The 24,129-nt window shown below is 66.9% G+C and carries 23 protein-coding genes; 8 read left to right on the plus strand and 15 right to left on the minus strand.

Translation table 11 applies throughout. The features are described from left to right. Window position 1: 1 nt before the first annotated feature. Window positions 2–742 carry an ABC transporter ATP-binding protein gene (locus QZ994_RS03020; protein ID WP_290868016.1) on the minus strand — a complete coding sequence of 247 codons (741 nt, stop codon included), beginning with the start codon at window positions 740–742 and terminating at the stop codon, window positions 2–4. Between the two features lie 5 nt (window positions 743–747). Continuing rightward, a complete protein-coding gene (locus tag QZ994_RS03025; RefSeq protein WP_290868019.1) occupies window positions 748–2,016 on the minus strand; it encodes an ABC transporter substrate-binding protein in 1,269 nt (422 codons plus the stop codon). Between the two features lie 141 nt (window positions 2,017–2,157). Between QZ994_RS03025 and QZ994_RS03030 the strand changes: the two genes are divergently transcribed. Further along, the gene (locus tag QZ994_RS03030) at window positions 2,158–3,084 is read left to right on the plus strand and encodes a LysR family transcriptional regulator (RefSeq protein WP_290868022.1); all 927 of its coding nucleotides are present in this window, start codon (window positions 2,158–2,160) and stop codon (window positions 3,082–3,084) included. Between the two features lie 121 nt (window positions 3,085–3,205). On the opposite strand, the gene QZ994_RS03035 is transcribed toward QZ994_RS03030, so the two are convergent. The 4 genes from QZ994_RS03035 to QZ994_RS03050 form a co-directional block, all read right to left on the minus strand. After that, window positions 3,206–4,537, minus strand: coding sequence for a TRAP transporter large permease (locus QZ994_RS03035; RefSeq protein WP_290868025.1), 1,332 nt, complete (start codon window positions 4,535–4,537; stop codon window positions 3,206–3,208). After that, on the minus strand, window positions 4,534–5,070 hold the full coding sequence (locus QZ994_RS03040) for a TRAP transporter small permease (protein WP_290868027.1): 537 nt from the start codon (window positions 5,068–5,070) through the stop codon (window positions 4,534–4,536). Before QZ994_RS03040 ends, QZ994_RS03035 begins: the two co-directional genes overlap by 4 nt. Before the next feature lie 75 nt (window positions 5,071–5,145). After that, on the minus strand, window positions 5,146–6,177 hold the full coding sequence (locus tag QZ994_RS03045) for a TRAP transporter substrate-binding protein (protein WP_290868030.1): 1,032 nt from the start codon (window positions 6,175–6,177) through the stop codon (window positions 5,146–5,148). Window positions 6,178–6,393: 216 nt separating this feature from the next. Continuing rightward, window positions 6,394–7,329 carry a LysR family transcriptional regulator gene (locus tag QZ994_RS03050; protein ID WP_290868032.1) on the minus strand — a complete coding sequence of 312 codons (936 nt, stop codon included), beginning with the start codon at window positions 7,327–7,329 and terminating at the stop codon, window positions 6,394–6,396. A gap of 217 nt (window positions 7,330–7,546) precedes the next feature. On the opposite strand from QZ994_RS03050, the gene QZ994_RS03055 reads away from it, so the two are divergent. The 3 genes from QZ994_RS03055 (at window position 7,547) to QZ994_RS03065 (ending at window position 11,359) form a co-directional block, all read left to right on the plus strand. Continuing rightward, on the plus strand, window positions 7,547–8,818 hold the full coding sequence (locus QZ994_RS03055; RefSeq protein ID WP_290868096.1) for an MFS transporter: 1,272 nt from the start codon (window positions 7,547–7,549) through the stop codon (window positions 8,816–8,818). A gap of 38 nt (window positions 8,819–8,856) precedes the next feature. After that, window positions 8,857–10,146 (plus strand): gallate dioxygenase, encoded by a 1,290-nt coding sequence (locus QZ994_RS03060; protein WP_290868034.1) that lies wholly within the window; start codon window positions 8,857–8,859, stop codon window positions 10,144–10,146. Between the two features lie 88 nt (window positions 10,147–10,234). Further along, window positions 10,235–11,359, plus strand: a complete 1,125-nt coding sequence (locus QZ994_RS03065) for a porin (RefSeq protein WP_290868036.1) — start codon at window positions 10,235–10,237, stop codon at window positions 11,357–11,359. A 150-nt stretch (window positions 11,360–11,509) separates the two neighbouring features. On the opposite strand, the gene QZ994_RS03070 is transcribed toward QZ994_RS03065, so the two are convergent. Then, window positions 11,510–12,112, minus strand: coding sequence for a YigZ family protein (locus tag QZ994_RS03070; protein WP_290868038.1), 603 nt, complete (start codon window positions 12,110–12,112; stop codon window positions 11,510–11,512). 55 nt (window positions 12,113–12,167) lie between these two features. Here QZ994_RS03070 and QZ994_RS03075 point away from each other — a divergent pair, with 55 nt between their 5' ends. Further along, window positions 12,168–12,416 carry a DUF3297 family protein gene (locus tag QZ994_RS03075; protein WP_290868041.1) on the plus strand — a complete coding sequence of 83 codons (249 nt, stop codon included), beginning with the start codon at window positions 12,168–12,170 and terminating at the stop codon, window positions 12,414–12,416. A gap of 14 nt (window positions 12,417–12,430) precedes the next feature. Beyond that, the gene (locus QZ994_RS03080) at window positions 12,431–12,709 is read left to right on the plus strand and encodes a hypothetical protein (protein ID WP_290868044.1); all 279 of its coding nucleotides are present in this window, start codon (window positions 12,431–12,433) and stop codon (window positions 12,707–12,709) included. A gap of 28 nt (window positions 12,710–12,737) precedes the next feature. On the opposite strand, the gene QZ994_RS03085 is transcribed toward QZ994_RS03080, so the two are convergent. The 3 genes from QZ994_RS03085 to QZ994_RS03095 all read right to left on the minus strand — a co-directional run bounded on the left by QZ994_RS03085 (window position 12,738) and on the right by QZ994_RS03095 (window position 15,777). Further along, window positions 12,738–13,193 carry a hypothetical protein gene (locus QZ994_RS03085; protein ID WP_290868047.1) on the minus strand — a complete coding sequence of 152 codons (456 nt, stop codon included), beginning with the start codon at window positions 13,191–13,193 and terminating at the stop codon, window positions 12,738–12,740. Window positions 13,194–13,345: 152 nt separating this feature from the next. Continuing rightward, window positions 13,346–15,157 carry a glutathione-regulated potassium-efflux system protein KefC gene (gene kefC, locus QZ994_RS03090; protein WP_290868050.1) on the minus strand — a complete coding sequence of 604 codons (1,812 nt, stop codon included), beginning with the start codon at window positions 15,155–15,157 and terminating at the stop codon, window positions 13,346–13,348. A gap of 2 nt (window positions 15,158–15,159) precedes the next feature. Further along, entirely contained in the window at window positions 15,160–15,777 is a 618-nt protein-coding gene (locus tag QZ994_RS03095; RefSeq protein ID WP_290868053.1) for an NAD(P)H-dependent oxidoreductase, read from the minus strand. A gap of 54 nt (window positions 15,778–15,831) precedes the next feature. On the opposite strand from QZ994_RS03095, the gene QZ994_RS03100 reads away from it, so the two are divergent. After that, on the plus strand, window positions 15,832–16,446 hold the full coding sequence (locus QZ994_RS03100; protein WP_290868056.1) for a LysE family transporter: 615 nt from the start codon (window positions 15,832–15,834) through the stop codon (window positions 16,444–16,446). Between the two features lie 11 nt (window positions 16,447–16,457). Here the strand turns inward: QZ994_RS03100 and QZ994_RS03105 are convergent, their stop codons facing one another. Beyond that, entirely contained in the window at window positions 16,458–16,841 is a 384-nt protein-coding gene (locus tag QZ994_RS03105) for an HPF/RaiA family ribosome-associated protein (RefSeq protein WP_290868059.1), read from the minus strand. A gap of 145 nt (window positions 16,842–16,986) precedes the next feature. On the opposite strand from QZ994_RS03105, the gene QZ994_RS03110 reads away from it, so the two are divergent. Further along, a complete protein-coding gene (locus QZ994_RS03110; RefSeq protein ID WP_290868062.1) occupies window positions 16,987–19,323 on the plus strand; it encodes an HAD-IC family P-type ATPase in 2,337 nt (778 codons plus the stop codon). Here the strand turns inward: QZ994_RS03110 and QZ994_RS03115 are convergent. Genes QZ994_RS03115 through QZ994_RS03130 form a run of 4 tightly spaced genes read right to left on the minus strand, consistent with a single transcriptional unit; the run spans window position 19,298 to window position 24,095 of the window. Continuing rightward, window positions 19,298–19,978: a DUF1345 domain-containing protein gene (locus tag QZ994_RS03115; RefSeq protein WP_290868065.1), complete on the minus strand. Its 681-nt coding sequence runs from the start codon at window positions 19,976–19,978 to the stop codon at window positions 19,298–19,300. The two genes, QZ994_RS03110 and QZ994_RS03115, sit on opposite strands and share 26 nt — an antisense overlap. A 38-nt stretch (window positions 19,979–20,016) precedes the next feature. Then, the gene (locus tag QZ994_RS03120; protein WP_290868067.1) at window positions 20,017–20,778 is read right to left on the minus strand and encodes a hypothetical protein; all 762 of its coding nucleotides are present in this window, start codon (window positions 20,776–20,778) and stop codon (window positions 20,017–20,019) included. A gap of 55 nt (window positions 20,779–20,833) precedes the next feature. Beyond that, entirely contained in the window at window positions 20,834–21,718 is an 885-nt protein-coding gene (locus QZ994_RS03125) for a DMT family transporter (RefSeq protein ID WP_290868070.1), read from the minus strand. Between the two features lie 52 nt (window positions 21,719–21,770). Continuing rightward, window positions 21,771–24,095, minus strand: coding sequence for an NADP-dependent malic enzyme (locus QZ994_RS03130; RefSeq protein ID WP_290868074.1), 2,325 nt, complete (start codon window positions 24,093–24,095; stop codon window positions 21,771–21,773). Between the last annotated feature and the right edge of the window lie 34 nt (window positions 24,096–24,129).

A 24,129-nucleotide genomic window follows, 5' to 3' on the forward strand; every position in this document is an offset into this window, starting at 1 on the left:
CTCATGCCTCCATGCCCATGTAGACGCGTCGCACCTCGTCGTCGTTCATCACGGCTTGGGGATGGCCCTCGGCCAACTTGGCGCCGAAGTTCACGACCAGCAGCCGATCGGCGATGGAGAGCAGCGCGTGCACCACGTGTTCGATCCAAACCATCGATGTGCCTTCTGCCTTGATGCGGCGCAGTTCGTCCACCAGTTCCATGGCTTCGTGTTCCGTCAGCCCACCGGCGATTTCGTCGAGCAGCAAGAGGTCCGGACGGGTGGCCAGGGCGCGAGCCAGCTCCATGCGCTTGCGGTTGAGCAAGGTCAGGCCGCCGGCCGGCTTGTTGGCGTGAGCGGTGAGCCCGGTTTTTTCCAGCACTTCGGTTGCCGTGTGCCAGGCCTCGTTCTCCGACTCCTGGCCACCGAAACAGGCGGCAGTTACCAGGTTTTCGAAGACCGTCATGTGGGCAAACGGCTGGGGCACTTGGTAACTGCGCCCGATGCCGGTCCGACAGCGTTGGTGAGGGGAGAGGTGGGTGATGTTCTGGCCCATGTATTCGATGCGGCCTTGATCGGGGCGTACATCGCCAGAGATCAGGTTGAACAAGGTCGTCTTGCCGGCCCCATTGGGGCCGAGGATGCCCAACGTTTCCCCCTTGTGGACGCTGAAGCTCATGTCATGGGTGACCTGCAGCGCGCCGTAGCGTTTGCTCACGCCATGCAGCAGCAGGATGGGTGTCGAGGTTGCGGTATTGGTCATGGTGCTCAGGCGTAGCGCAGCACATCGAGCTGTTCTTGCTGTGGCACGTTGGGTGCCAGGCTGTTGTCGACGATGCGCAACTCGAGGCTCTTGCCCGAGCGCTTCCATTGCCCGACCACCAACGGTGTTTTGCAGACGTTGGGGACCGGACCCTTCTTGAACTGGATGGGGCCCACGATGGTGGCGAGCTGCGTGCTCACGATGGCATCGCGAATGGCTTCCGGGCTTCGGTCGGTAGCCCGCTTGAGCACGTCGATGGCGACATCAAACAAGGCCTGCTTGAAGCCCAGGGTGACGATCCACGGACGACCTGTGGCCGCGGTGTAGGCCTGGGCCAACTGGCGCGAGCTCTGACCGGTGAGGCTGGACGAGAAGGGGTGCTCTGGGCTCCACATGAGCTCCACCGTCAGGCCCTGAGCACGGTCGCCAAAGGCGCTGACAGCGGACGGGAACTCGGTGGCTTTGGCCACGGTCACGATCTTGGGTTTGAAGCCTTGTTGACCTGACTGGTTCCAGAAGTTGGCGAAGTCTGGTGGGGGCAGCACCCCAGTGACGATCTCGACCTGGTTTTTCTTGAACTCGGCGATGAAGGCCGAGAAGTCGCTGACTGGGGTCTGCATGCGACCGCGGTCGATCACCTTGAAGCCTTTGGCGGCCAGGGCAGGGGGGAAGCCCAGTTTGCTGTCGCCCCAAGCATTGCCGTCTTCGTCATTCGGCCACAGGGCGCCCACGGTCTTGTTCGTGGCCGTGCGAGCCCACATGGCGGAGAAGGCGCCAACCACGTCTTCGAGGCCCCAGAAGAAGTGGTACGTCCACTCGAACCCTGTTTTTGGGTTGCCCTTGCGGCCAAAGAAGTAGGGCTGCCAGGGTGCGTCATTGGTGATGCACGGAACGCCGTTGAGTTCGCATTGATCTGCCACAGGGTTGGTGGTGGCAGGGGTGCCAGAGGCCACCACCAGGTCGACCTTGTCGCGCAAAATGAGCTCTGCCGCAGCCGAGCCGGCCTTGTTTGGGTTGGACTGGGAGTCTTTGTAAACGATGGCGACGGGGTATTTCTTTCCGCCGATCACAACGCCGCCGGAAACAGATTTCATCACCTGCTCGAGAATGAATTTGTCAGGTTCTGCGAAAACGGCCAGAGGGCCGGTTTGGGGGCTCACAAAACCTATTTTGATGGGTTTGCTGGTCTCAGCCAGGATCCAAGGGCTGAAAGCGCCCGCGCCTGCGGCGGGGAGGGCTTTCAGCAGCTTGCGGCGCGTGAAATTCGTGTTCATTTCTTTGTCTCCTCTTGTGCCTTGACGTACAGTCAGGTGCGCCCTTCTTTGCGGCGCAGACGGATGTTCTCACCGCTGATTCAAAGGTGTCCAATATCGTTTGGCTCTGTCTTTTCTGGTATTCAATACCCTGGAGGTATCGTGGAACTCAGGCACCTTCGCTATTTCGAAGCGCTCGCCAGCACGCTCAATTTCACCCGCGCCGCGGAGCGTTTGCACATCGCTCAGCCGCCCCTTTCTCGGCAGATTCAACAGCTCGAAGAAGAGCTGGGAGTTACCCTGATTGACAGGTCTGCCAGGCCGATTGCCTTGACCCGTGCCGGAGCCTTTTTCTTTGAGCAGTCGACGCAGATACTCGCGAGAATCGAAGAATTAAGCCGAGCTACCAAGAGGTTGGGGCATGGACAGCGGCGTTGGGTCGGGGTGGGGTTTGTCCCATCCATGCTTTACGGGGCTTTGCCAAAGACCATTCGGGGTTTCATGGTCTCGAATCCGGATATTGACGTCATGCTGACGGAATTGACGTCCGTGCAGCAGGTTGAGGCCTTGCAGGCCGGGCGGATTGACGTGGGTTTTGGTCGGGTTGCCATCCAGTCCGATGGTTTGGTCAACAGGCTGATCGAAGAGGAGTCCTTGGTGGCCGTGGTGCCAGCCGGTGGGGATTTGTCGGGGTATCAGGAAGTGGATTTGAAAACCCTTTCCGAGTCGACTGTGATCATTTATCCATCGCAGCCGAGACCGAGTTTTGCGGATCACATCCTGGCGCAGTTTCGAGCCAGGGGGTGCCCTGCTGCGAGGATCTTTGAAACCAATGGCCTGCAAACGGCCATCGGCATGGTGGCGGCCGGCGTTGGGGTGACCCTGGTGCCTCAATCAGTGAAGCGTTTGCAGCGTGACGACATCGTCTACCTGCCCTTGAGCGATCTGGGGCTCACGTCGGCTGTGTTCATGATCACCCGTGCGATCGATGCGTCACCCGACGTGGCGGCTTTGTGTGACGCCGTTGTGCGTTCCGTGATGAGCGATCTGCTCGCAACGCCCGAGCAGGCTCCTGAACAAACGCCCTGAGTTCAGGGCTTCGATCCCAAGCGCACACAAAAAAGGCCGAACCCGCTTGTGCCGGTTCGGCCTGGGAGGGGCTCAGGTCCCCATCATGCAAGGGCTCGACGGGCGAGCCCCGTGTGCAGCATCAGCCCCCGAAGGTGTGCACCAGCACCAGCGCGATCGAGGGGAAGGCCAGCAGGAGGACGATGCGCAGCAGGTCGGACAGCAGAAAGGGCATCACCCCCTTGAAGGTCTCGGTCAGTGGCACGTCCTTGGCCAGGCGGTTGATGATGTAGACGTTCATGCCCACCGGTGGGTGCACCAGGCCGATTTCCACCACCATCAATGCCAGGATCCCGAACCACACGCTCTTGTCGGTCGGGTTCATGCCGTAGAAGTCCAGGCCCATCACCACGGGGTAGAAGATGGGGATGGTCAGCAGGATCATGGCCAGGCTGTCCATCACGCACCCGAGCAGGATGTAGATGACCAGGATGGCGACCATCACCAGCATGGGGCTGAGCTGGCTGGCCTGCACCCAGGCGGCCAGTTCCACCGGCATCTGAGACAGGGCCAGCGCCGTGTTCAGCATGTCGGCGCCCAGCAGCACCAGGTAGATCATGGCCGTGGCCTGGGCGGTGCCCAGCATGCTGGCTTTCAGTCCGGGCAGGCGCAGTCCGCCCTGTGTCACGGCCAGCACGCCACAGGCGGCGGCGCCAATGGCCGCGGCCTCGGTGGGATTGGCCCAGCCACCATAGATGCCGACGATCACCACCACGAAGACCAGCAGCACGGGAAGCACCTGCACCAGGGCCTTGATGCGATCGGGCCAGGGTACGACCGGGCCAGCGGGCGCAGACGCAGGCTTGAGGGCGACGAACACGCGCACAACCAGCATGTAGCCGATCATGGCGATGATGCCCGGCAGCACCGCGGCCATGAAGAGCTTTCCGATGGACTCCTGCGTCAGGATGGCGTAGATCACCAGGGGCACGGAGGGCGGGATCATGATGCCCAGGGTGCCACCGGCAGCCAGGGCGCCCGTGGCCAGGCTGCCCGAGTAGCCAAAGCGCTTGAGTTCCGGCAGGGCGACCTGACCCATGGTGGCCGCGGTCGCGAGCGAGGAGCCGCAGATGGCGCCGAAGCCTGCACACGCGCCGATGGCGGCCATGGCGATGCCGCCGCGCAGGTGGCCCATGAAGGCCGCCACGAAGCGGAACAGTGCCGCGCTCAGCCCGCCGTGCGTGGCGAACTGGCCCATCAGCAGGAAGAGTGGGATCACGGCGATGTCGTAGTTCGACAGGCGTGCGTAGGCCACGGTCTTGAGGGCGTCGAGCAGGCGGTCGAATTCAAAGCCGCTGAGCGACCAGTAACCGGCGGCCCCCATGGTGAACATGGCGATCCCGATGGGCACCCGCAGGGCCAGCAGGACCATGAGCATGCCGAAGATGCTGCTGCCAATGGCGATGCCGCTCATGCTGCGTCTCCTTGTGCAGCCAGATGCAGGTGTTGCCAGGCGCGGTAGGCGCCGGCCAGGGCCAGCAGCACGAAGCCGGGCACCATGGCCATCTGCGGGATCCACAGCGGCCAGTCCAGCAGCATGCTGTGTTCGCCGGCGTCCTTCACCATCAGGGCGCCGACGCCGGTGCGCCAGGCGATCAGGGCGCCGAAGATGGCGACCAGCAGCGAGCCGAAGGCGTCCAGGCTGTGCACCACGCGGGGCGAGGCCTTGGCGGTGAAGAAGTCCACCTTCACGTCGCTGCCAGAGAGGTGGCACCAGGCGAAGAAGGAGGCCGCGGCAAAGGCGGCGCACATTTGCAGCATCTCGACGTCGCCGTTGACGGGGTGGGAGAAGAGCTTGCGCCCGGTGATGGACACCACGCTCATGAGCACGATGGCCACGAACACCAGGGAGCCTGCGATGGCGAAGACCTGGCAGGCCCTCACCAGGGCCCGGCCGCAAGCACCTTCGGGCATGGCCTGTTCGGCCACGACGATCGGATCAGACATGAACACTCCTGCGTCGGCCGAAGCCGACGACACACAACAGAGGGGAGGGAGGAAAGGGCGAGGCGCCTGGGCGGCTCAGCGCTGGTTCTTCTGGATCAGGGTGCGGGCGCCGTCCAGCAGCTGCTGACCATTCAGGCCCTTGCCGTTCATGTCGGCCACCCAGGCATCGGTCACCTTCTGGCCTGCGGCCTTGAAGGCGACCAGTTCGGCCTTGGGGATCACGTTGGTCGTGTTGCCCTTGGTCAGCTTCTTGCCCTCGGCGTCGGCCTGCAGGAAGACAGCGCCAATGTGGGCCGAGAGGTCTGCGCCGCTGTTGGCGTCGAGCACCTTCTTCAGATCGGCGGGCAGGGCGTCGTAGCGCGCCTTGTTCATCGCGAACATGAAGGTGGAGGTGTAGATGGCGGGCTCGGCCGGGTCGGTCTCGGAGTGGAACTTGGCGATCTCCTGGATCTTCACCGAAGGCACGACCTCGTAGGGCACCAGGGCGCCGTCGATCACACCTTTGGACATGGCCTCGCCCACGGCCGGCACGGGCATGGCCACCGGGGTGGCGCCCAGTGCAGCCAGCAGCTTGTTGGTCTGGCGGGTGGGGGCGCGCACCTTCAGGCCTTGCAGATCGGCCAGGGTCTTGATGGGCTTGCGCACCATGTGGAAGACGCCGTCGCCGTGCACGTGGAAGGCGATGGGGTGGATGGCCTTGAAGTCATCGGTGGCGTACTGCTGCACAAACTGCCACAGCGCGCGGCTGGTACCTTCGGGGCTCTGCATCATGAAGGGCAGCTCGAACGCTTCCACGCGGGGGAAGCGGCCGGGGGTGTAGCCGGTGAGTGTCCAGATCACGTCCACCAGGCCGTCCTTCACCTGGTCCACCAGCTGGGGCGGGGTGCCGCCGAGCTGCATGGAGGGGTAGATCTGGCAGCGCATGCGCTTGTTCGACTCTGCCGCGATCTTGTCGCACCAGGGCTGGATGAACATCTGCTGCGCGTAGGAGCCGGCTGGCAGGAAGTGGTGCACCTTGAGCACCACCTCGTCGGCAGCGCGGGCGGCGGGCAGGGCGGTCAGAAAGAGGGCTGCTGCTGCGGTGGCAGCGAGGGGGAAGCGCGACATCGCTTGTCTCCTGGTGATCCAATGACAGAAGACATCAGTCTAGGAATGCGGGCGATCGAGGCAAAGATGGTGCCGAGGCGGCCGCGATAACCCCTGGCTTTCATGGTTCTCCTTAGGTGATCACCCCTTCCCAGGGAGGCGCCCGCCCTTGGCGATCACCGAAGTGCCATGTTCTGCGGATTTGGGCATCGCGTTGGCTGTGCCTGAGGCCGGGCATCAGCCCAGCACGCTGGCGAATCCGACCTGCTTGCTGGTGGTCTCGATGTGCGTGGCCGCGCGGTGCAGGTGGGCGAGGAACTTGCGCACCATCGGCTTGAGCATGGACTCGCTGCGCACCATGGCGCCGAGTTCCAGCATCAGCGGGCCTTCCTGCAAGGGCACGATCGACAGATAGGGCGCCGCAGCCGGGTGCAGGGCGATGGCCTTGGGCATCAGGCCCAGGCAATCGCCATGGCTGATCAGCGAGAGCAGCCCCAGCGTGGAGTTCACGATGGCGGCCGGAGGCGGGGCGGGCAGATCGTGTCGCTCGAAAAGGGTGCGCACGTAGCCGGTGTGTCCGCTCAGGCTGGTGTAGACCCATCGGGCGTTGCTGAGCTGCTCAAGCCGGTTGGCGCGCGCGGCGGCATGGTTGCCGCGACGCACCACCACCACCATCTCGATGGGCATGAGGCGCTCGATGTGGCATTCGCCGGCGCGCATGTCCTTGGGGATGGGGCCGACCACCACGTCGACCGACTTCTGGTGCAGCTGCGAGAGCTGCTCCACGTACATCTCCTCGCGCAGCTGCAACATGATCGCGGGGTAATCGGCGCTGAAGGTGCGCACCGTCTCCGGGATCAGCAGCAGCAGGGCCAGGGGCACGGCGCCCACGCTGAGTTCGCCCACCATGCGCCCCCCCATCTGCCCGATGGTCTGCACGGCCTCGTCGAGTTCCTTGGTCGCCGCGGTGGCGCGGGCGTGCAGGATCTTGCCCTGCGCGGTGGGGATCACGCCCGTGGTCGAGCGCTCCAGCAGGGTGGCGCCCAGCTCGGCTTCGAGCTCTCTGACCATCTTGGTCAGGGCCGGTTGGGAGACCCCCATTTTCTTGGAGGCACTGCGGAGACTGCCCGTGTCGATGGCGGTCACGAGGGCGCGCAAGGCATTCAGCTTCATGGTTTTCTACGATACCGAAAAGTTATCACGGCCCAGGTTGCCGGATCTTCTCCGCAAGGGGGCGGCTACCTAGACTTCGCTCCGCACGGTGCCCTCTGCATGCTTGTCTCGTTGGTCCGACGACAGGGCGCAGGTTAGCCGAAACACCGCCCTTGTGGAGAAGAATGTGAAGCAAAGTTCGATCGTCGACGTTCGGCAGTTCATCAATGAACGGCCCATGTCGCCCTATCAGTGGCTCATCCTGAGCCTGTGTTTCCTGATCGTCGCCGTGGACGGTGTCGACGTGGCCATCATGGGCTTCATCGCCCCCGCCGTGATCAAGGAATGGGATATCTCCAAGGCCGCTTTTGGCGTGGTCATGAGCGCCGCGCCCTTCGGTCTGGTGATCGGTGCGCTGGTCGCCGGGCCGCTGTCCGACAAGGTCGGGCGCAAGCTGGTGCTGACGGCCTCCGTGTTCACCTTTGGCCTGTTCACCGTGGCCACGGCCTATGCCCACAGCACGACCGAGATGGCCATCTTGCGCCTGCTCACCGGTGTGGGTCTGGGGGCGGCCATGCCCAATGCCTCGACCCTGCTGACGGAGTACGTGCCCGAGCGGTCGCGCGCCCTGTTGGTCACCATCATGTTCACCGGCTTCAACCTGGGCTCGGCGCTGGTGGGCTTTCTGGCGGCGGCCGTGGTCCCCGAATACGGCTGGCGCACCGTGCTGCTGATTGGTGGCATCGTGCCCATCGTCTTGACCCCGATTCTGGTGCTGCTGCTGCCCGAGTCCTGCCGTTTCATGGCGGTCAAGGGCTACCCCGCCCAGCGCATCGCCAACGTGCTGCAGAAGGTGTCGCGCCAGCCTTTCGTCGGCGAAACCACTTTCATGTGTGCCGAGCCGGGCCCGGTTGAAAAGGCCCCCGTCAAGCAACTGTTTGCCAAGGGCTACCGCTTCCTGAGCAGCTCGCTGTGGGTGACCTACTTCATGGGCCTGATGGTGATCTACCTGCTCACCGGCTGGCTGCCCACGTTGTTCAAGGAGAACGGCCTGAGCATGGCCGATGCGGCCAACACCACGGCCATGTTCCAGATCGGCGGCACCGTGGGTGCGGTGGTCGTGGGCTGGCTGATGGGCAAGGGCTCGCCCACCAAGGTGATCGGTCTGGCCTATGCCGGCGGTGCCGCCTGCGTGGCCCTGCTGGGCCTGAGCGGCGCCGTGCCCGGCACCCTGGCGCTGTGGGTGACCTTGGCAGGCTTTTGCATGAGCGGTGCGCAAACCGGCCTGAACGCCCATGCACCCTCTTGCTACCCCACCAGCGCACGCGCCACCGGTGTGAGCTGGATGCTGGGCGTGGGCCGCTTCGGCAGCATCCTGGGCTCTCTGGTGGGTGGCCTGCTGCTCGGCCTGGGCTGGGGCTTTGGCCCGATCCTGATGCTGCTGGCCGTGCCAGCCCTGGTGGCGGCATTGGCCATCGGCGGTGCCCAACGCGTCAAAACCCTGGCCTGATGCGCCAGCCATTCGAACCGATTCACTGAAAGCACAACATGGCCCGAATCATTGGCGGCATCGCCGCATCGCACACCCCCACCATCGGCTTCGCGGTCGACAAGGGCAAGCAGAACGACCCGGTGTGGGCACCCATCTTCGAGTCCTTCAAACCCGTTCGCCAGTGGCTGGACGACAAGAAGCCCGACGTGCTGCTGATGATCTACAACGATCACATCACGTCCTTCTTCTTCGATCACTACTCTGCCTTCGCGCTGGGTGTGGGTGAGTCCTACGCCGTGGCCGACGAGGGGGGCGGTGCCCGTGTGCTGCCCGCCGTCAAGGGCCAGTCGGAACTGGCGCGTCACATCGGTCACTCGCTGATGGCCGATGAGTTCGACATGTCCTTCTTCCAGAACAAGGGCCTGGACCACGGTTGCTTCTCGCCCCTGTCGCTGCTGGCCGATCACGACGAGGCCTCCTGGTCGCTGCCCATCGTCCCGCTGCAGGTGGGCGTGCTGCAGTTCCCCATCCCCACGGCCCGACGTTGCTACAAGCTGGGTGCCGCCTTGCGCCGTGCCATCGAGAGCTTCCCGCAGGACATCTCGGTCGCGATCGTGGCCACGGGGGGGCTGTCTCACCAGGTGCATGGCGAGCGCGCGGGTTTCAACAACACCGCATGGGACGCCCGCTTCCTCGAACTCTTTGAGCAAGATCCGGAGCGCCTGGCCCAGATGACCCAGGCCGAGTTTGCCGAGCTGGGTGGCCTGGAAGGGGCCGAGGTGATCATGTGGCTGATCATGCGCGGCGCGCTGTCGGCCCAGGTGAAGAAGGTGCACCAGAGCTACTACCTGCCCTCCATGACGGGCATCGCCACCGCGGTCTACGAGAACCTGGCGGGTGAGCCGGTGGCTGGCGAGGTGGCACGCCACCGCGCCCACATGGCCACGCAGCTGTCGGGGGCTGAACGCCTCACGGGCACCTACCCCTTCGACCTTGATCGCAGCGTGCGCTGCTACAAGCTCAACAGCTTCCTGCACGATCTGATCGTGCCGGCCAAGCGTGAGGCCTTCCTGGCCGACGAGGAAGGCTGCATGCGCGAAGGGGGCCTCACCGATGCCGAGATCACGATGGTGAAGGCGCGCGACTGGCGCGGTCTGATCCAGCACGGTGCGATCTTCTTCGTGCTGGAGAAGCTGGCCGCGGTGGTGGGTGTCTCGAACCTGCACGTGTATGCCGCCATGCGTGGTGAGACGCTGGAAGCGTTCCAGAAGACCCGCAACACCAAGGCGCTGTACTCCGTGGCCGGTGGCACGGGCGACACGAAGTCCTGGGACTCGAGCAAATAAGCAAGACGGCTTGTGGCGCCGCGAGCCCTCGGCGCGGCGCTGTGTGTGAAGGCGCATGGATGGCGCCCAAGATGATGGAGACAAAGCAATGAACGTGAAGCAAGTGTGTGGGGCCGTGGCCCTGTGCGGTGTGTGGGTCGGGGCGGCCTCGGCCCAGACCTCTTCGGTGACGCTGTATGGCAGCATCGACCAGTACCTCAACTACATGAAGAGCAGCTCGGGCGCGAGCATCAAGTCGCTGCAGGACGGCGCCATCATGCGCAGCCGGCTGGGCTTCCGTGGCGTGGAGGACCTGGGTGATGGCCTGCAGGCCAAGTTCACGCTGGAAACCGGCCTGTCGGCCGACACCGGCGCCTCGGCCGAGACCAGCCGCTTCTTCGACCGCCAGGCCTGGGTGGGCCTGTCGTCGAACGACCTGGGCGAGTTCCGCCTGGGGCGCCAGAACACGGCCGTGTTCACACGCGGTGGCAATGTGGACTTCACGGCGCGCACCCTGGGTTCGATCGTGAACAACTTCGGTGTGCCGGCCCGTCTGGACAACGACATCGCCTACATCTCGCCCAAGTTTGCGGGCTTCCAGGTCGAGGCCCATTACGCCACGGCCGAGAGCACCCTGGGCACGGGCAGCCAGGCCGTCTACCAGTTCGCCGTCGATTACACGGCCGGCGACTTCAAGGCCAACTACGCCGGCGTGCGCGCCAAGGCACCCAAGGGTGCGGCCGTGAGCAAGACCATTGGCTACGACAACCTCAATGCCAACTACGACTACGGCTCGGGCAAGGTCTATGCCGCTTTCGTGCGCAGCAACAACGTCAGCACCACCTCGGCCACCGCCTTTGGCAACCTGCTGGGTGGCACGGGCACGCTGGTGAGCGGCGCGTCCACCACCGCAGCAGATGCCGCGCGCTACTACAACATCTGGCAGATCTCGGGTGATTACCGTGTGTCGCCCAGCCTGCGTGTGGGCGCGCTGTACGGCAAGATCGTCGACACCTCCGACTCGCAACGTGGGGCCAAGGGCGGCGCCATCGGTGCGTATTACGACCTGAGCAAGCGCACCTCTGTGTACGCCATGCTCGAGAGCATGCAGAACGAGGCGAACGCTGGTTTCCGCGCCTTCGGGTCTGCGGCCCTGTCTCCCAACTTCACGGGCACCGATGTCTACGGACGTCGCATCAGCGGCACACAAGTGGGCGTGCTCCACAAGTTCTGACCTGGCCACAAGCCGGGGTCTTTCGCCAGCCTCGTGCTGGCTTCCCATCCGGGTTCAACGCAGCAGCTTCCACAACGGCCCCACAAGGGTCGCCGAGGATGCCGCTGCGTTTTTCATGGTGTGGGCTGTGGCCCGTGGCGTGAGGGCGCGTCAGTCCGACCCGGTGCCATCGTCTGGCCATCGCACCCGTCCGTGTCCGCCTTCGTTCAGCCGGGCCACCAGCGTCGGCATGGTGGGTTCGGGCGCGCTGAAACCCACACTGACCATGTCGGCGTGGTTCACCTCCAGCAAGGTGGCCCCCGCCTGTTCCAGCTCGCGTCGCAACCAGCCTTCCATCGCATAGGGCACCTGGCAGTGCAGGGTGGCCATGCGCTGCAGGGTCACCTTGGTGGCGCCCAACAGGGCCTGGGCCACGCTGTCGGTGTAGGCGCGCACCAGGCCGCCTGCGCCCAGTTGCACCCCGCCGTAGTAACGCACGACCGTGGCCAGCACGCCTTCGAGTTCCTGGCGGCGCAGCACCTCCAGCATGGGGCGACCGGCCGTGCCGCTGGGTTCGCCGTCGTCGACCGCCGCGGATTGCCCGCCCGCCATCAGCGCCCAGCACACATGGGTGGCCGTGGGGTGCTCTGCCCACAGGGCTGCGACGATCTGCTGGGCGGTGGCCCGGTCGGGCACGGGCTGCACGCAGCCGATGAAACGGCTCTTCTTGATCAGCAGTTCGCTGTGGACCGGGGCGGCGATGGTCTGGGACATGGGCGGCAAGGATAGCGCCTCGGTGGGGCAAGGGCCCTGGCCTAAAATGCCGCCCATGAACGACACCACCTCCAAACCCGCTCTGCCCGATCACCTCTCCATCGATCCGGCCAGCCCGCACCACGACAAGGCCGTTTTCGAGCACGACATCGGCATCCGCTTCAACGACAAGGAGCGCTTCGACGTCGAGGAATACTGCATCAGCGAAGGCTGGATCAAGGTGCCCGTGGGCAAGAAGGTCGACCGCAAGGGCCGCTCGCTCACGATCAAGCTCAAGGGCACGGTCGAAGTGTTCTACCGCTGAGCGGGCAGGCGGCCATGGGCATCGTCGTCTACTGGTTGAGCCAGGGCCAGCCGTTTGCGCAAGGGTTCACCGATGCGCAGTTGCTGGATGCGCTCGCCTTCGCCGAGGCCCGCCGCAAGGACAAGACCCCCGAGGGCCAGCGCCTCAATGGCCACGTCTCGATCAGCACCGAGCTGGGCGATGCCGTGGGTCTGCCCGGTGTGAGCGATCAGCTCCCACCCGACTACAGCTGGAGCAAATCCCACCGGGGCGGGCCGCCAGGCCCCGAAGGCACCCCCAAGACCCTGGCCTGAGCGCCAAGGCCCCGGCCGGTCTGCGTCTTCAACCCCAGGAGGCGGCGAAGACGTGGTCGCTGTCGTCGCGGGCTTCGAAGCGGTGTGCGTCCAGCTCTTCGGTCAGCACCGCGCGCAACTCCTGCACCAGGGCCTGGTGGTCGCTGTCCTGCACCGGGGCGCCCACCTTGCCGCCTTGCGGCAGTTCTTCGACCTGGTGCGTCCAGTAGGGCAGGGTGACGACCAGCAGCGGGCCGCCGTTGCGCCCGAATTTCCAGCCCTTGACCCGGCCGCGGAAGCGCTCGATGCCGCCGCCCACACGGCCGCCATAGAAGGCGTTGAAGCGGTGCACGACCGAGAGCACCGCCTGCACCTCGGTGGTGGTCAGCTCCTGCGTGAGGAACTCGGCCGATGAGAACGGCGAGTTGTCGTCGATGTGTTCGCCATAGCCGAAACGCACGAACTGTTGTGCGGCGTGGATGCGGCGGGACGAGGTGATGGGCATGGCGGTATCGGTCAAATGGCTGAATGCTGCGTCGCAACATTACCAGAATCGGACGGCCTTGGGTTGCCAGTCATTCGATTGACTCGATCAAACGTGGGATGTTTCGGCCCATCTTTGGGGGGTGGCACCCCTGCCTCTTTGGCCATGAGGCGCTAGTGGCGCCCCCAGCCGTCTTGCTGGCGTGCCTTCACGGTCTCGCGCTCCTGGGCAAACAGTTCTTCCAGCTGCTGGCGCCCCTGGCGCGCCATGGAGACCAGGGCCTGCTCGTCCTGGTGATGAGGCCACATGCGCTCGAGTTGCGCCACCGAATGGCGGCGAAAGCGTGCCGCCAGCTGCCGCGCGTGGTGAGGGTGCCAGCCCAGCTGTTCCAGCACGCTGCGCCCGCTCATCAGGGCCGAGTCCAGGGTCTCGCGTTCGATCCGTGTCACGCCCCGGTCTCTCAGCGCGTAATGGTGCTGCACATTGCGCGCCCGCGCCACGATCTCCAGCTGGGGGAAGGCCTCGCGGGCGATGTCGACCAGCCGGAGGCTTTGCTCGACGTCGTCGATGGCGACCACCAGCACACGCGCCGTGGCCGCGCCCGCTTGCCGCAGCAGGTCGAGCCGGGTGGCATCGCCATAGTGGACGCGGAACCCGAACTTGCGCAGCAGCTCGATCTGCTCGGCATCGTGGTCGAGCACGGTGGCGCGCAGGCCGTTGGCATACAGCAGGCGGCCGATCACCTGCCCGTAGCGCCCAAAGCCCGCGATGATGACCGTCGCCTCTTCGGCCTCGTCCAGCGTGTTGGGCGGTGTGGCGATGCGCCCGGCCAGGCGCGGCAGCACCAGTTTGTCGACCAGCACCAGCAGCAGCGGCGTGACCAGCATGGACAGGGCCACCGTGCCCACCAGCACCGAGCTCAGGCGGGCGTCGATGATCCGTGCGCCCTCGGCCTGCTGGAAGACCACGAAGGCGAACTCGCCGCCCTGGGCCAGCAGCAGCGTGAACAGGGGACGCTCGGCCAACGGCACTTTCACGGCGCGGGCCAGGGCCCAGAGCACCGCCCCCTTGGCCAGCAGGAAGCCGGCCAGCAGGCCCAGCACCAGCCAGGCATTGGCCTGCAGGGCGTGGAAGTCCATGGCCATGCCCACGGCCATGAAGAAGAGGCCCAGCAGCAGGCCCTTGAAGGGCGCGATGTCGGTTTCGAGTTCATGGCGGTACTCGCTTTCGGCCAGCAGCACACCACCCAGGAAGGCGCCCAGCGCCATCGACAGGCCCACGGCCTCCATCAGGCTGGCGATGCCCACCACCAGCGCCAGCGAGGCGGCGGTGAAGATCTCGGGCGAACGGCTGCGGGCCACCCAGCGCAGGGCGTGCCGCAGGGCCAGGCGCCCCACCAGGACGATGCCCACGATCACGCCCACGGCCCTGGCCGCTTCCAGCCAGGGATTGCCGCTGGCCTGGCCCTTGACGCCCAGCAAGGGGATCAGGGCCAGGATGGGGATGGCCGCCACGTCCTGCAGCAGCAGGATGGCGAAGCTGGCCTGACCGCCCTGGGTGGGCAGCAGGTGGCGCTCCTGCATCACCTGCAGCGACACGGCGGTGGACGACAGCGCCAGGCCCAGTGCCCCGATCACCGCCACGGCCGGCGGCACGCCCAGGGCCCAGGCCACACCGCCCAGCACGGCGGCACAGCCCAGCAGCTGCGCCGAGCCCCAGCCGAAGATGGGGCGGCGCATGGCCCACAGGCGCGCGGGCTCCAGCTCCAGCCCGATCAGGAAGAGCATGAGCACCACGCCGAACTCGGCGATGTGCAGGATGGACTCGGGTTCCTTGACCAGGCCCAGCCCGAAGGGGCCGATGGCCATGCCCGCGGCCAGGTAGCCGATGATGGAACCCAGGCCGAACTTGCGCGCCAGGGGCACGGCCACAATGGCCGCGCACAGGTAGACGAGGGTGGCTTGCAGCCAGTGGCTTTCTTGCATGCTCAGGCCAGGTTCGGGTCGGTGGGGCGGTCGTGTGGGGGCATGGCGCACAGCGGGCAGTCGGCCAGATCGGCCATCTCGGGCCAGTCGGGGTGGCTGGCCAGGCGCGCGCGCCAGGTGGCCACGTGCGCGCTCAGTTCGGCCTCGCTGACCTGGTGGGCGCCGTGCAGCACCAGGGGTGGCAGGAAGCGCAGGCCGCACAGGGCGGCCGCCTGCTCGTAGGGGGGCAGGAAGGCGTCGAAGAAGTAGCGGTTGTAGCCTTGGGGCGAGTAGGCCGCTTCGGCGCCACCGGTCGAGGTGACCAGCCAGAGGTCCTTTCCGGCCAGGGCCGGGCGTTCGCAGCCATAGGCCCAGCCCATGGTGAAGACCTCGTCCAGCCAGAGTTTCATCAACGGCGGCATGCCGTACCAGTGCAGCGGGTGCAGCCAGACGATGAGGTCGGCGCGGGCGGCACGGGCCTGCTCGGTGGGCACGTCGATCAGGTAGTCGGGGTAGTGGGCGTAGAGGTCGACCAGCTCGACCTGGCCCAGCGTGGACGCGGCCTGCATCAGGGCCCGGGTGACGCGCGAGTGGCGCAGGTCGGGGTGGGCGGCCAGCACGAGGATGGTGGGGGAGGGCATGGCGTCATTCTGCCGCCGGGTGACAATCTCCCCTCCACAAACAGGAGATGCGAGATGTTCGGTGTGGCCGACTACGGGGCCTTCGTGATCGCGGTGATCGTGTTCCTGGCCATCCCCGGTCCGGGCAACCTTGCCCTGGTCACGTCCACCGGCAAGGGCGGTGTGCGCGCCGGCATGGCGGCCACGCTGGGCGTCATCGCCGGCGACCAGACCCTGCTGTGGTTGGCCGTGGCCGGCCTGGCCGCGGTGTTGCAGGCCTCGCCCCTGCTCTTTTCTGCCGTGCAGTGGCTGGGCGCCGCCTACCTCGCCTGGCTGGGGTTCATGCTGCTGCGGGCCAAGGCAGGCGATGCGCCGGTCATCACCATCCACCCGCGGCAGTACGCACGGCAGGCCTTCGTGATCACCGTGCTCAACCCCAAGGCCATCGTGTTCTACATGGCCTTCTTCCCGCTCTTCGTCGATCCCAAGGCCCAGCCTGGCTGGCAGACCTTTGCCTTCATGGCCGTGACCATCGCCCTGCTCACGCTGGCCTATGGCACGGTGGTGGTGATGCTCACGCGCCACCTGGCCGTGAACTTCGGGCGCGACCCGCGCTGGGGCCTGTGGCTCAACCGGGCCGCGGGCACGGCCCTGTTGGGCTTTGGCGTGAAGCTGGCGCTGTCTCGGTGAGGCGCTGAAGCTCAGCGCAGTTCGGGGGCCTCGTCCGGCGCGTTGCTGGCGGTGGCGTCGGCCGGGGCGTGGCCATGGCGGCGGTCTTCCTGCTTCTCGATCGCCGTGGCCACCGCCCGTTTCAACTTCAGCACCGCACCGTGGATGGCCTGGTGGGCCGTGCCGGCGTGGTCCTTCACCACCACGGGTGGCAGGCCGGTGAGGCGCGCCTCCAGTGTGCAGACGATGTCGTCGGGGTTGGGCTTGGCGTGGCTCACCGCGTCGCTCACATGGGCCTCGACCCGCGTGACGTGGTCACCAAAGCGGTGGAGGGCTTCCTTCACCACGTCCTCCAGGTGTGCGGCCATGCCTTGGCGGCCATCAACGTGGGTGTCGGTGTTGAGCAAGACTTGCATCCGTGTCTCCTTGGCTGTGTGACGAGCCCAGTGTAGGCCTGCGCCCGCCCGCTTCACCGCGCGACAACCCGCGGCCTGGGTGGGCTTTGACACAAAGCAAGCAGCCCCCTGGGTGTTAGGCTGGGCTGGTCTGTCCACTTGTGGCTTGGCCGCCACCCTGGTGATGAAAGACCTGCCCGATCCCGGTCTGACCGAAGCCGAAGCCCAGGCGCGCTGGCGGCGTGACGGTCCCAACGAACTCCCTGCGGTCTCGGGCCACGGGCTGTGGCGCCTGCTCTGGGGTGTGCTGACCGAGCCCATGTTCCTCCTGCTGATCGCCTGTGGCGCCGTCTACCTCGTGCTGGGCGACGAGCAGGGGGCCCTGATGCTGCTGGGCTTTGTGGTCGTGGTCATGGGCATTTCGCTGGTGCAGCAGCAGCGCACGGCCCGGGCCCTGTCGGCCTTGCGCGAGCTCTCCAGCCCGCGGGCCCTGGTCGTGCGAGAGGGGCGGACCCGGCGCGTGCCTGGCCGCGAGCTGGTCTGTGGTGACACCGTGTTGCTGGCCGAAGGCGACCGTGTGCCCTGCGACCTGCGCCTGCAGGACACGGCGCATCTCGTGGTCGACGAATCGGCGCTCACGGGCGAGTCCGAAGGCGTCATGAAGCACGCCGACGGCCCCGAGCCCGCCTTCGCGCTGGCCGGCACCCTGGTCACCCAGGGCACGGCGCGTGGCACCGTCACCGCCACCGGCCCGCGCAGCGCATTGGGTCGCATCGGGGCCTCGCTCGCCAGCCTGGGCGACGAGAGCACGCCCATCCAGCGCGAGACCGCCCAGGTCGTGCGCCGGGTGGCCACCGTGGGGCTGCTCGTGGCCGTGTTGCTGGCGCTGGCCTGGTGGCAGATCAAGGGCGAGCTGGTGCAGGGCATCCTGGCCGGGCTCACGCTGGCCATGGCCATCCTGCCCGAAGAGCTGCCCGTCATGCTCACGCTGTTCATGGGCCTGGGCGCCTGGCGGCTCTCACGCGAACAGGTGCTGGCGCGCCACATCCCGGCCGTGGCGCTGCTGGGGGCCACCACCGTGCTCTGTGTCGACAAGACCGGCACGCTCACGCGCAACCGCATGGCGGTGCGCCGCCTGTGGACGCGGGATGGGCCCGTCATCCACGACGCCGTGGCCCAGGCGGGCCAGCCTCTGCCCGAGGCCCTGCACGCCTTGCTCGAGTACGCCGTGCTGTCCAGCCACCGGCGTGCCGTCGACCCCATGGAGCAGGCCATCACCCAGGCGGGCCAGACCCTGCTGGCCGGCACCGAGCACCTGCATGCCGACTGGACCCTGCTCAACGACTACCCGCTGTCGCGCAGCCTGCTGGCCATGTCGCGGGTGTGGCAGTCGCCCGACCAGGCCGAGCGCCTGATCGCCGCCAAGGGCGCGCCCGAGGCCATCGTCGACCTCTGCCACCTCGGTGCCGAGGAGGCCGCCGCCATCGCGGCCCAGGTGCAGGCCCTGGCCGCCGAAGGCCTGCGCGTGCTGGGCGTGGCCCAGGCCCGCTTCAGCGCCCCGGAATTGCCTGAAGGCCAGCACGATTTCGACTTCCGTTTCCTGGGTCTCATTGCCCTGCAGGACCCGGTGCGCCCCGATGTGCCCCAGGCCGTGGCCGACTGCCAGGCCGCCGGCATGCGCGTGGTCATGATCACGGGCGACCACCCCGCCACCGCCCTGGCCATTGCGAAAGAAGCGGGTCTGCAGGCCGAGGGCGTGCCCCTCACGGGCACCGAGCTCGACACCCTGGACGATGCCGCCCTGGCCTTGAGGCTGTCCGACACCCAGGTCTTCTGCCGCGTCAGCCCTGCGCAGAAGCTGCGCCTGGTGCAGGCCTTTCGCGCCCGCGGTGACATCGTTGCCATGACCGGCGACGGCGTGAACGACGCCCCCGCGCTCAAGGCCGCCCACATCGGCGTGGCCATGGGCGCGCGGGGCACCGACGTGGCCCGCGAGGCCGCCTCCCTCGTGCTGCTGAAAGACGACTTCGCCTCCTTGCTCACCGCCGTGCGACACGGGCGGCGCATTTTTGCCAACCTGCGCAAGGCCATCACCTTCGTGGTGGCGGTGCACGTGCCCATCGTGGGCCTGTCGCTGCTGCCGGTGCTGCTGGGCTGGCCGATGCTGCTCAGGCCGGTTCACATCCTGTGCCTGCAGCTGCTGATCGACCCGGCCTGCACCGTGATCTTCGAGGCCGAACCGCTGGCGCCCGGTGCCATGCGCCAGCCCCCTCGACGGGCCGATGCCCGGCTGTTCGACGCCACCGTGCTGCGACGCGGTCTGCTGCAGGGCCTGGTCTTGCTGGCCATCCTCCTGGGTGTCTACGCAGGCGCGGGTTGGGGCGGCCTGTCGGAGGCCTTCGCGCAGGGGCTGACCTTTGCCGTGCTGCTGCTCGGCGACCTGGTGCTGATCCAGCTCAACCGCACAGGCGGGCGCTTCACAACAGGCTCGAGGCCACGTTGATCGTCAGGGCGATGAGGCTGGTGTTGAACAGGAAGGCCAGCACGCAGTGCAGCATGCCGACACGCCGCATGGGCCGGCTGGCCAGCGCCACATCGGCCGTCTGGCCTGAGGTGCCGATCACGATCGAGAAGTAGAGGAAATCGAGGTAATCGGGCTCGGTGGTGTCGGGGAAGACGAGGCCGCCGGGCTGCCCTTTGAGGGTGGCCGCGTAGTACTCGTGGGCATAGTGCAGGGCGAACATCACGTGCGTGAAGGCCCAGGAGGCCAGGATGGTCAGCACCGCCAGGCCGATGTGGGCCGTGCGCGCCAGGCCGGTGAAGTCCTTGGCCACCGAGAGCTCGGCCACGATGGCTCCCAGGCTGGCCAGGGCCGAGAGCACCACCAGGCCCAGGATGGCGAGGGCGCCTTCGTCCTGATCGCGGGCGCGGCGCTGGATCTGGTTCGGTCCCGCGCCCACCATCATCCAGCCGGCCAGCAGCAGGTAGACCCAGGCCCCGGCGTTCCAGCCGATGATGAGCCGCGTCACGTCGCGCGCCGCCCAGGCCGAAGGCAGTGCCACGGCCACGATCACACCGGTGAGCGCGGCCGCGAGCAGGCGTGGGCGAACACGCAGGGGACGAAGGAGGCGGTGGAGCTGGCGTTGACGTGGGCTCATGCAGTGAGGAGGGGAACAGGGCTGGACGGGAGGCGTGCTCAACGTGGGCTGGCGTCAATGCCATCGGGCAAGCGCGCCTCGGCCGGTGTGCGGCCGCCGTAGCTGATCAGGACCTTCTTGAAGACCTGACCCGTGGCCGGATCAAGGATGTTGGAGACGCCGAGGTAGTTCAGCAGACGCGTCCCCTTGGCGTCGTAAACCAGTTCGATGGGCGCGACCACCATGCGCAGCATGGAGTCGGGCTCCACCCGCACGCGCAACGCGGGCACGCCCGCAGCGGTCTCGTCGCCCAGCTTGCGCGCCCGGAAGCGGTAGCTCTGCGTGCGCCCGGCCACGATCAGGTTGAAGCGCACCGTCTCGCCGGCCTTGATCTGCGGCAGCAGGTCCAGCAGCAGCTGGTTGAAGCCGGCATCGGCGGCCACGGGGCCCTCGTCGGGCGTCACGGTCTTGCGCTCTTCCTGGCCCTGGTCCACCTTGAACGCGACCACCTGTGGGCGCACGGTGCTCAGACCCTCGGCATAGCCCTGGGCCGGGATGTCGAGCCGGTAGACGGGCACGGTGCGGTTCGCGCGGAAGTCCAGCGTCTTGCGCGCCATCTCCTTGCCCTGGGCGTCGTAGTAGGTCACCAGCGCGGTCTGGATCACGCCATCGGCCGTGGGCACGATGTCGTGCACCTCGGTATAGAGGTAGCGCTGGGTGGCGGCATCGCGTGCGTGGCCCAGCAGGCGCAGGGCCGAGGCCGAGAGGCTGGTGCACAGCAGGACGGCGGCGCACAGCGCCTGGGCGAGTCGGGGTGTCATGCAGGGCTCCGGTCAGGTCGCAGCAGGGTGTGGACCATTCTAGGAGTGCCCTCTTTCACTTCGCCCGCGACGACAGATAGGCCCCCAATGAGACCAGGGCCAGCCCCGCCACCAGCGTGGCCGTGAGCGTCTCGCCCAGCAGGGGCACGGCCAGCAGGCCCGCCAGCACGGGGACCAGGGCCACCATGGCCCCGGTGCGTTCGGCCCCCAGCAGCTTCACGGCCTTGAGGAAGAGCAGCATGGCCAGGATGGCGGGGCCCAGTCCCTGGTAGAGGCCCTGCAGCAGCAACATCGAGGTGGGCACCGTGTCCAGCCCCTTGGGCAGCCACAGCGCGTACACGGGCAGGAACACCAGGGCCGAAGCCAGGGTCACGAAGCGCGTCAGCATCCAGCTGTCGAACACCCACTTGCGCACCAGCACGCTGTAGGCGGCCCAGCACAGCGAGCCCGCCAGCAGCAGCGCATCGCCCGGCAAGGTCGACGGCCCCTGGCCCAGGTTGGCGATGACGGGCACGGCCATGCAGGCCACGCCCAGCGCAATCGGCATCAGGGCCCACAGGCGCTGCCGCGAGGGCCGTGTCCCCAGCAACAGCCAGGCCAGGCCCGTCACCAGAAAGGGCTGCATGCCTGGGATGAGGATGCCGCCGTGTGCAGCCGGGGCCAGCTTGAAGCCGGCGTAGACGAAGATGAGGAAGCCCAGGCAGCCCAGCGATGCCAGCCCCCACAGGCGAAGATCACGCCATGAGCCAGCAGGCAAGTTGAGCGAGAAGGGCAGCAGCACCAGGGCGGCCACGCCCAGGCGCAGGGCCACGATGTCCCAGCCGGTGAGGCCGGTCTTGCCACCGAGGCGCGAGATCAGGATGAAGCCGGCCCAGACCACCACCGTGGTCAGGGCCGCGGCATAGCCCTGGAGGGCCTGCGAGCGGGGGAGGGCGTGCATGGGGCGTGAGTCTGGCACAGCCGCCTTCCCCCCTGGGGCCTCAGGGCGGACGTCAGCGCGCAGCGGCTGCCGTCGCGTGGGTCACGGCCACCGCCGTCATGTTCACGATGCGGCGCACCGTGGCAGCGGGGTTCAGGATGTGCACCGGTGCGGCCGCACCCAGCAGGATGGGGCCCACGGTCACGCCATTGGCACCCGTCATCTTCAGCACGTTGAAGAGGATGTTGGCCGCATCCAGGTTGGGGCAGACCAGGATGTTGGCCGTCCCGTCCAGCGTGCTGTCGGGCAGCAGCTTGTGGCGCACCGACTCGCTCAGCGCGGCGTCGCCCTGCATCTCGCCATCGGCGGGGATGTGGGGCATGCGCTCGACGAAGATGTCGCGGGCACGGCGCATCTTCTGGGCCGAGGGGCGGCGGCTGGAGCCGAACATCGAGTGCGACAGGAAGGCCACGCGGGGCGGCAGGCCAAAGCGCTGCACCTCTTCCACGGCCATCATGGCGATGTCGGCCAGCTGCTCGGCGCTCGGGTCTTCGTTGACGAAGGTGTCGGCGATGAACAGGTTGTGCTGGTCGAGGATCAGCGCATTCAGCGCGGCCAGGCCCTGGGCGCCTTTGCGCACGCCGATGACCTCGCGCACGTGGTCGAGGTGGTAGTCGTAACGGCCGATCACGCCGCAGATCATGCCGTCGGCGTCGCCCATCTTCACCAGCATGGTGGCGATCAGGGTGTTGGAGCGGCGCACGGCGACCTTGGCCAGGTCGGGCGAGAAGCCGTCGCGGGCACGCAGCTTGTGGTACGCCTCGACATACTGGTTGAAGCGCGGGTCGCTGGCGGGGTTGACCACCTCGCAGTTCACACCCGGCTGCAGGCGCAGGCCGGCGCGCTCGATGCGCGTGGCGATCACGTCGGGGCGGCCCACCAGGATGGGGAAAGCCAGTTTTTCGTCGACGGCGATTTGCGCGGCGCGCAGCACGCGGTCTTCTTCACCCTCGGCGTAGGCGATGCGCTTGGCGTGCGGCGCGGACTTGGCGCCCAGGAACAGCGGGCGCATGAACAGGCCCGTGTTGGTCACGAACTGCGAGAGCGAGTCGCTGTAGGCCTTGAGGTCGGCAATGGGCCGCATGGCCACGCCCGAGGCGGCAGCCGCTTCGGCCACGGCCGGTGCGATGCGCAGGATCAGGCGCGAGTCGAACGGCGTCGGGATCAGGTAGTCGGGGCCAAAGCGCAGCTCGCGGCCCGGGTAGGCGGCGGCCACTTCATCCGAGATCTCGGCCTTGGCCAGGTCGGCGATCTGGCGCACGCAGGCCAGCTTCATGGCTTCGGTGATCTTGGTGGCGCCGCAATCGAGCGCGCCACGGAAGATGTAGGGGAAGCACAGGACGTTGTTGACCTGGTTGGGGTAGTCCGAGCGGCCGGTGGCGATGATGCAGTCCGGACGCGCGGCCTTGGCGATCTCCGGGCGGATCTCGGGTTCCGGGTTGGCCAGGGCCAGGATGATGGGCTTGTCGGCCATGGTCTTGACCATCTCGGCGGTCAGCACGCCGGCGGCCGAGCAGCCCAGGAAGACGTCTGCACCGTCCACGGCGTCGGCCAGGGTGCGGGCCGAGGTGGTCTGGCAGAAACGCTGCTTCGATTCATCGAGCTTGCCGGCCAGTGCATCGGCACGCTCGCTCTGGATCACGCCCTTGGAGTCGCACACGAAGATGTGTTCGCGCTTGACGCCCAGGCCCACCATCACGTCCAGGCAGGCGATGGCGGCCGCACCGGCGCCCGAGACGGCCAGCTTGACCGAGCCGATGTCCTTGCCCACCAGTTCCAGGCCGTTGAGCAGGGCGGCGCTCGAGATGATGGCCGTGCCGTGCTGGTCGTCGTGGAAGACGGGGATGTTCATGCGCGCCGACAGCTGCTTCTCGATGTAGAAGCACTCGGGGGCCTTGATGTCTTCCAGGTTGATGCCGCCCAGCGTGGGCTCCAGCGCGGCAATGATCTCGACCAGCTTGTCCGGATCGCGCTCGGCCAGTTCGATGTCGAACACGTCGATGCCGGCGAACTTCTTGAACAGACAGCCCTTGCCTTCCATCACCGGCTTGGAGGCCAGCGGGCCGATGTCGCCCAGGCCCAGCACGGCGGTACCGTTGGTGACCACGGCCACCAGGTTGCCGCGCGAGGTGTACTCGGCTGCCAGGCTCGGGTCTTCTTCGATGGCCAGACAGGGGTAGGCCACGCCCGGCGAGTAAGCCAGCGACAGGTCGCGCTGGTTCACCAGGGGCTTGGTCGGACTGACGGCGATCTTGCCGCGCGAGGGCAGGCGGTGGTATTCGAAGGCGGCGTCGCGCAAGGCCTGTTCGGCGTCGGACAAGGGAGTGGTGGAGCTCATGACGGGGCGTTTCTGACAGGAGGGCACGCATCGT

The organism is Aquabacterium sp. (assembly GCF_021768455.1).
Lineage (GTDB): Bacteria > Pseudomonadota > Gammaproteobacteria > Burkholderiales > Burkholderiaceae_C > Aquabacterium.

Excerpts from the sequence above, each read along its gene's own strand:
- QZ994_RS03045 (WP_290868030.1), bottom strand. The coding sequence starts at position 6,177 with ATGTCGCGCTTCCCCCTCGCTGCCACCGCAGCAGCAGCCCTCTTTCTG.
- QZ994_RS03065 (WP_290868036.1), top strand. The coding sequence starts at position 10,235 with ATGAACGTGAAGCAAGTGTGTGGGGCCGTGGCCCTGTGCGGTGTGTGG.
- kefC (WP_290868050.1), bottom strand. The coding sequence starts at position 15,157 with ATGCAAGAAAGCCACTGGCTGCAAGCCACCCTCGTCTACCTGTGCGCG.
- QZ994_RS03040 (WP_290868027.1), bottom strand. The coding sequence starts at position 5,070 with ATGTCTGATCCGATCGTCGTGGCCGAACAGGCCATGCCCGAAGGTGCT.
- QZ994_RS03075 (WP_290868041.1), top strand. The coding sequence starts at position 12,168 with ATGAACGACACCACCTCCAAACCCGCTCTGCCCGATCACCTCTCCATC.
- QZ994_RS03105 (WP_290868059.1), bottom strand. The coding sequence starts at position 16,841 with ATGCAAGTCTTGCTCAACACCGACACCCACGTTGATGGCCGCCAAGGC.
- QZ994_RS03130 (WP_290868074.1), bottom strand. The coding sequence starts at position 24,095 with ATGAGCTCCACCACTCCCTTGTCCGACGCCGAACAGGCCTTGCGCGAC.
- QZ994_RS03120 (WP_290868067.1), bottom strand. The coding sequence starts at position 20,778 with ATGACACCCCGACTCGCCCAGGCGCTGTGCGCCGCCGTCCTGCTGTGC.
- QZ994_RS03125 (WP_290868070.1), bottom strand. The coding sequence starts at position 21,718 with ATGCACGCCCTCCCCCGCTCGCAGGCCCTCCAGGGCTATGCCGCGGCC.
- QZ994_RS03095 (WP_290868053.1), bottom strand. The coding sequence starts at position 15,777 with ATGCCCTCCCCCACCATCCTCGTGCTGGCCGCCCACCCCGACCTGCGC.
- QZ994_RS03070 (WP_290868038.1), bottom strand. The coding sequence starts at position 12,112 with ATGTCCCAGACCATCGCCGCCCCGGTCCACAGCGAACTGCTGATCAAG.
- QZ994_RS03055 (WP_290868096.1), top strand. The coding sequence starts at position 7,547 with ATGTCGCCCTATCAGTGGCTCATCCTGAGCCTGTGTTTCCTGATCGTC.
- QZ994_RS03085 (WP_290868047.1), bottom strand. The coding sequence starts at position 13,193 with ATGCCCATCACCTCGTCCCGCCGCATCCACGCCGCACAACAGTTCGTG.
- QZ994_RS03025 (WP_290868019.1), bottom strand. The coding sequence starts at position 2,016 with ATGAACACGAATTTCACGCGCCGCAAGCTGCTGAAAGCCCTCCCCGCC.
- QZ994_RS03035 (WP_290868025.1), bottom strand. The coding sequence starts at position 4,537 with ATGAGCGGCATCGCCATTGGCAGCAGCATCTTCGGCATGCTCATGGTC.
- QZ994_RS03080 (WP_290868044.1), top strand. The coding sequence starts at position 12,431 with ATGGGCATCGTCGTCTACTGGTTGAGCCAGGGCCAGCCGTTTGCGCAA.
- QZ994_RS03050 (WP_290868032.1), bottom strand. The coding sequence starts at position 7,329 with ATGAAGCTGAATGCCTTGCGCGCCCTCGTGACCGCCATCGACACGGGC.
- QZ994_RS03100 (WP_290868056.1), top strand. The coding sequence starts at position 15,832 with ATGTTCGGTGTGGCCGACTACGGGGCCTTCGTGATCGCGGTGATCGTG.
- QZ994_RS03060 (WP_290868034.1), top strand. The coding sequence starts at position 8,857 with ATGGCCCGAATCATTGGCGGCATCGCCGCATCGCACACCCCCACCATC.
- QZ994_RS03115 (WP_290868065.1), bottom strand. The coding sequence starts at position 19,978 with ATGAGCCCACGTCAACGCCAGCTCCACCGCCTCCTTCGTCCCCTGCGT.
- QZ994_RS03020 (WP_290868016.1), bottom strand. The coding sequence starts at position 742 with ATGACCAATACCGCAACCTCGACACCCATCCTGCTGCTGCATGGCGTG.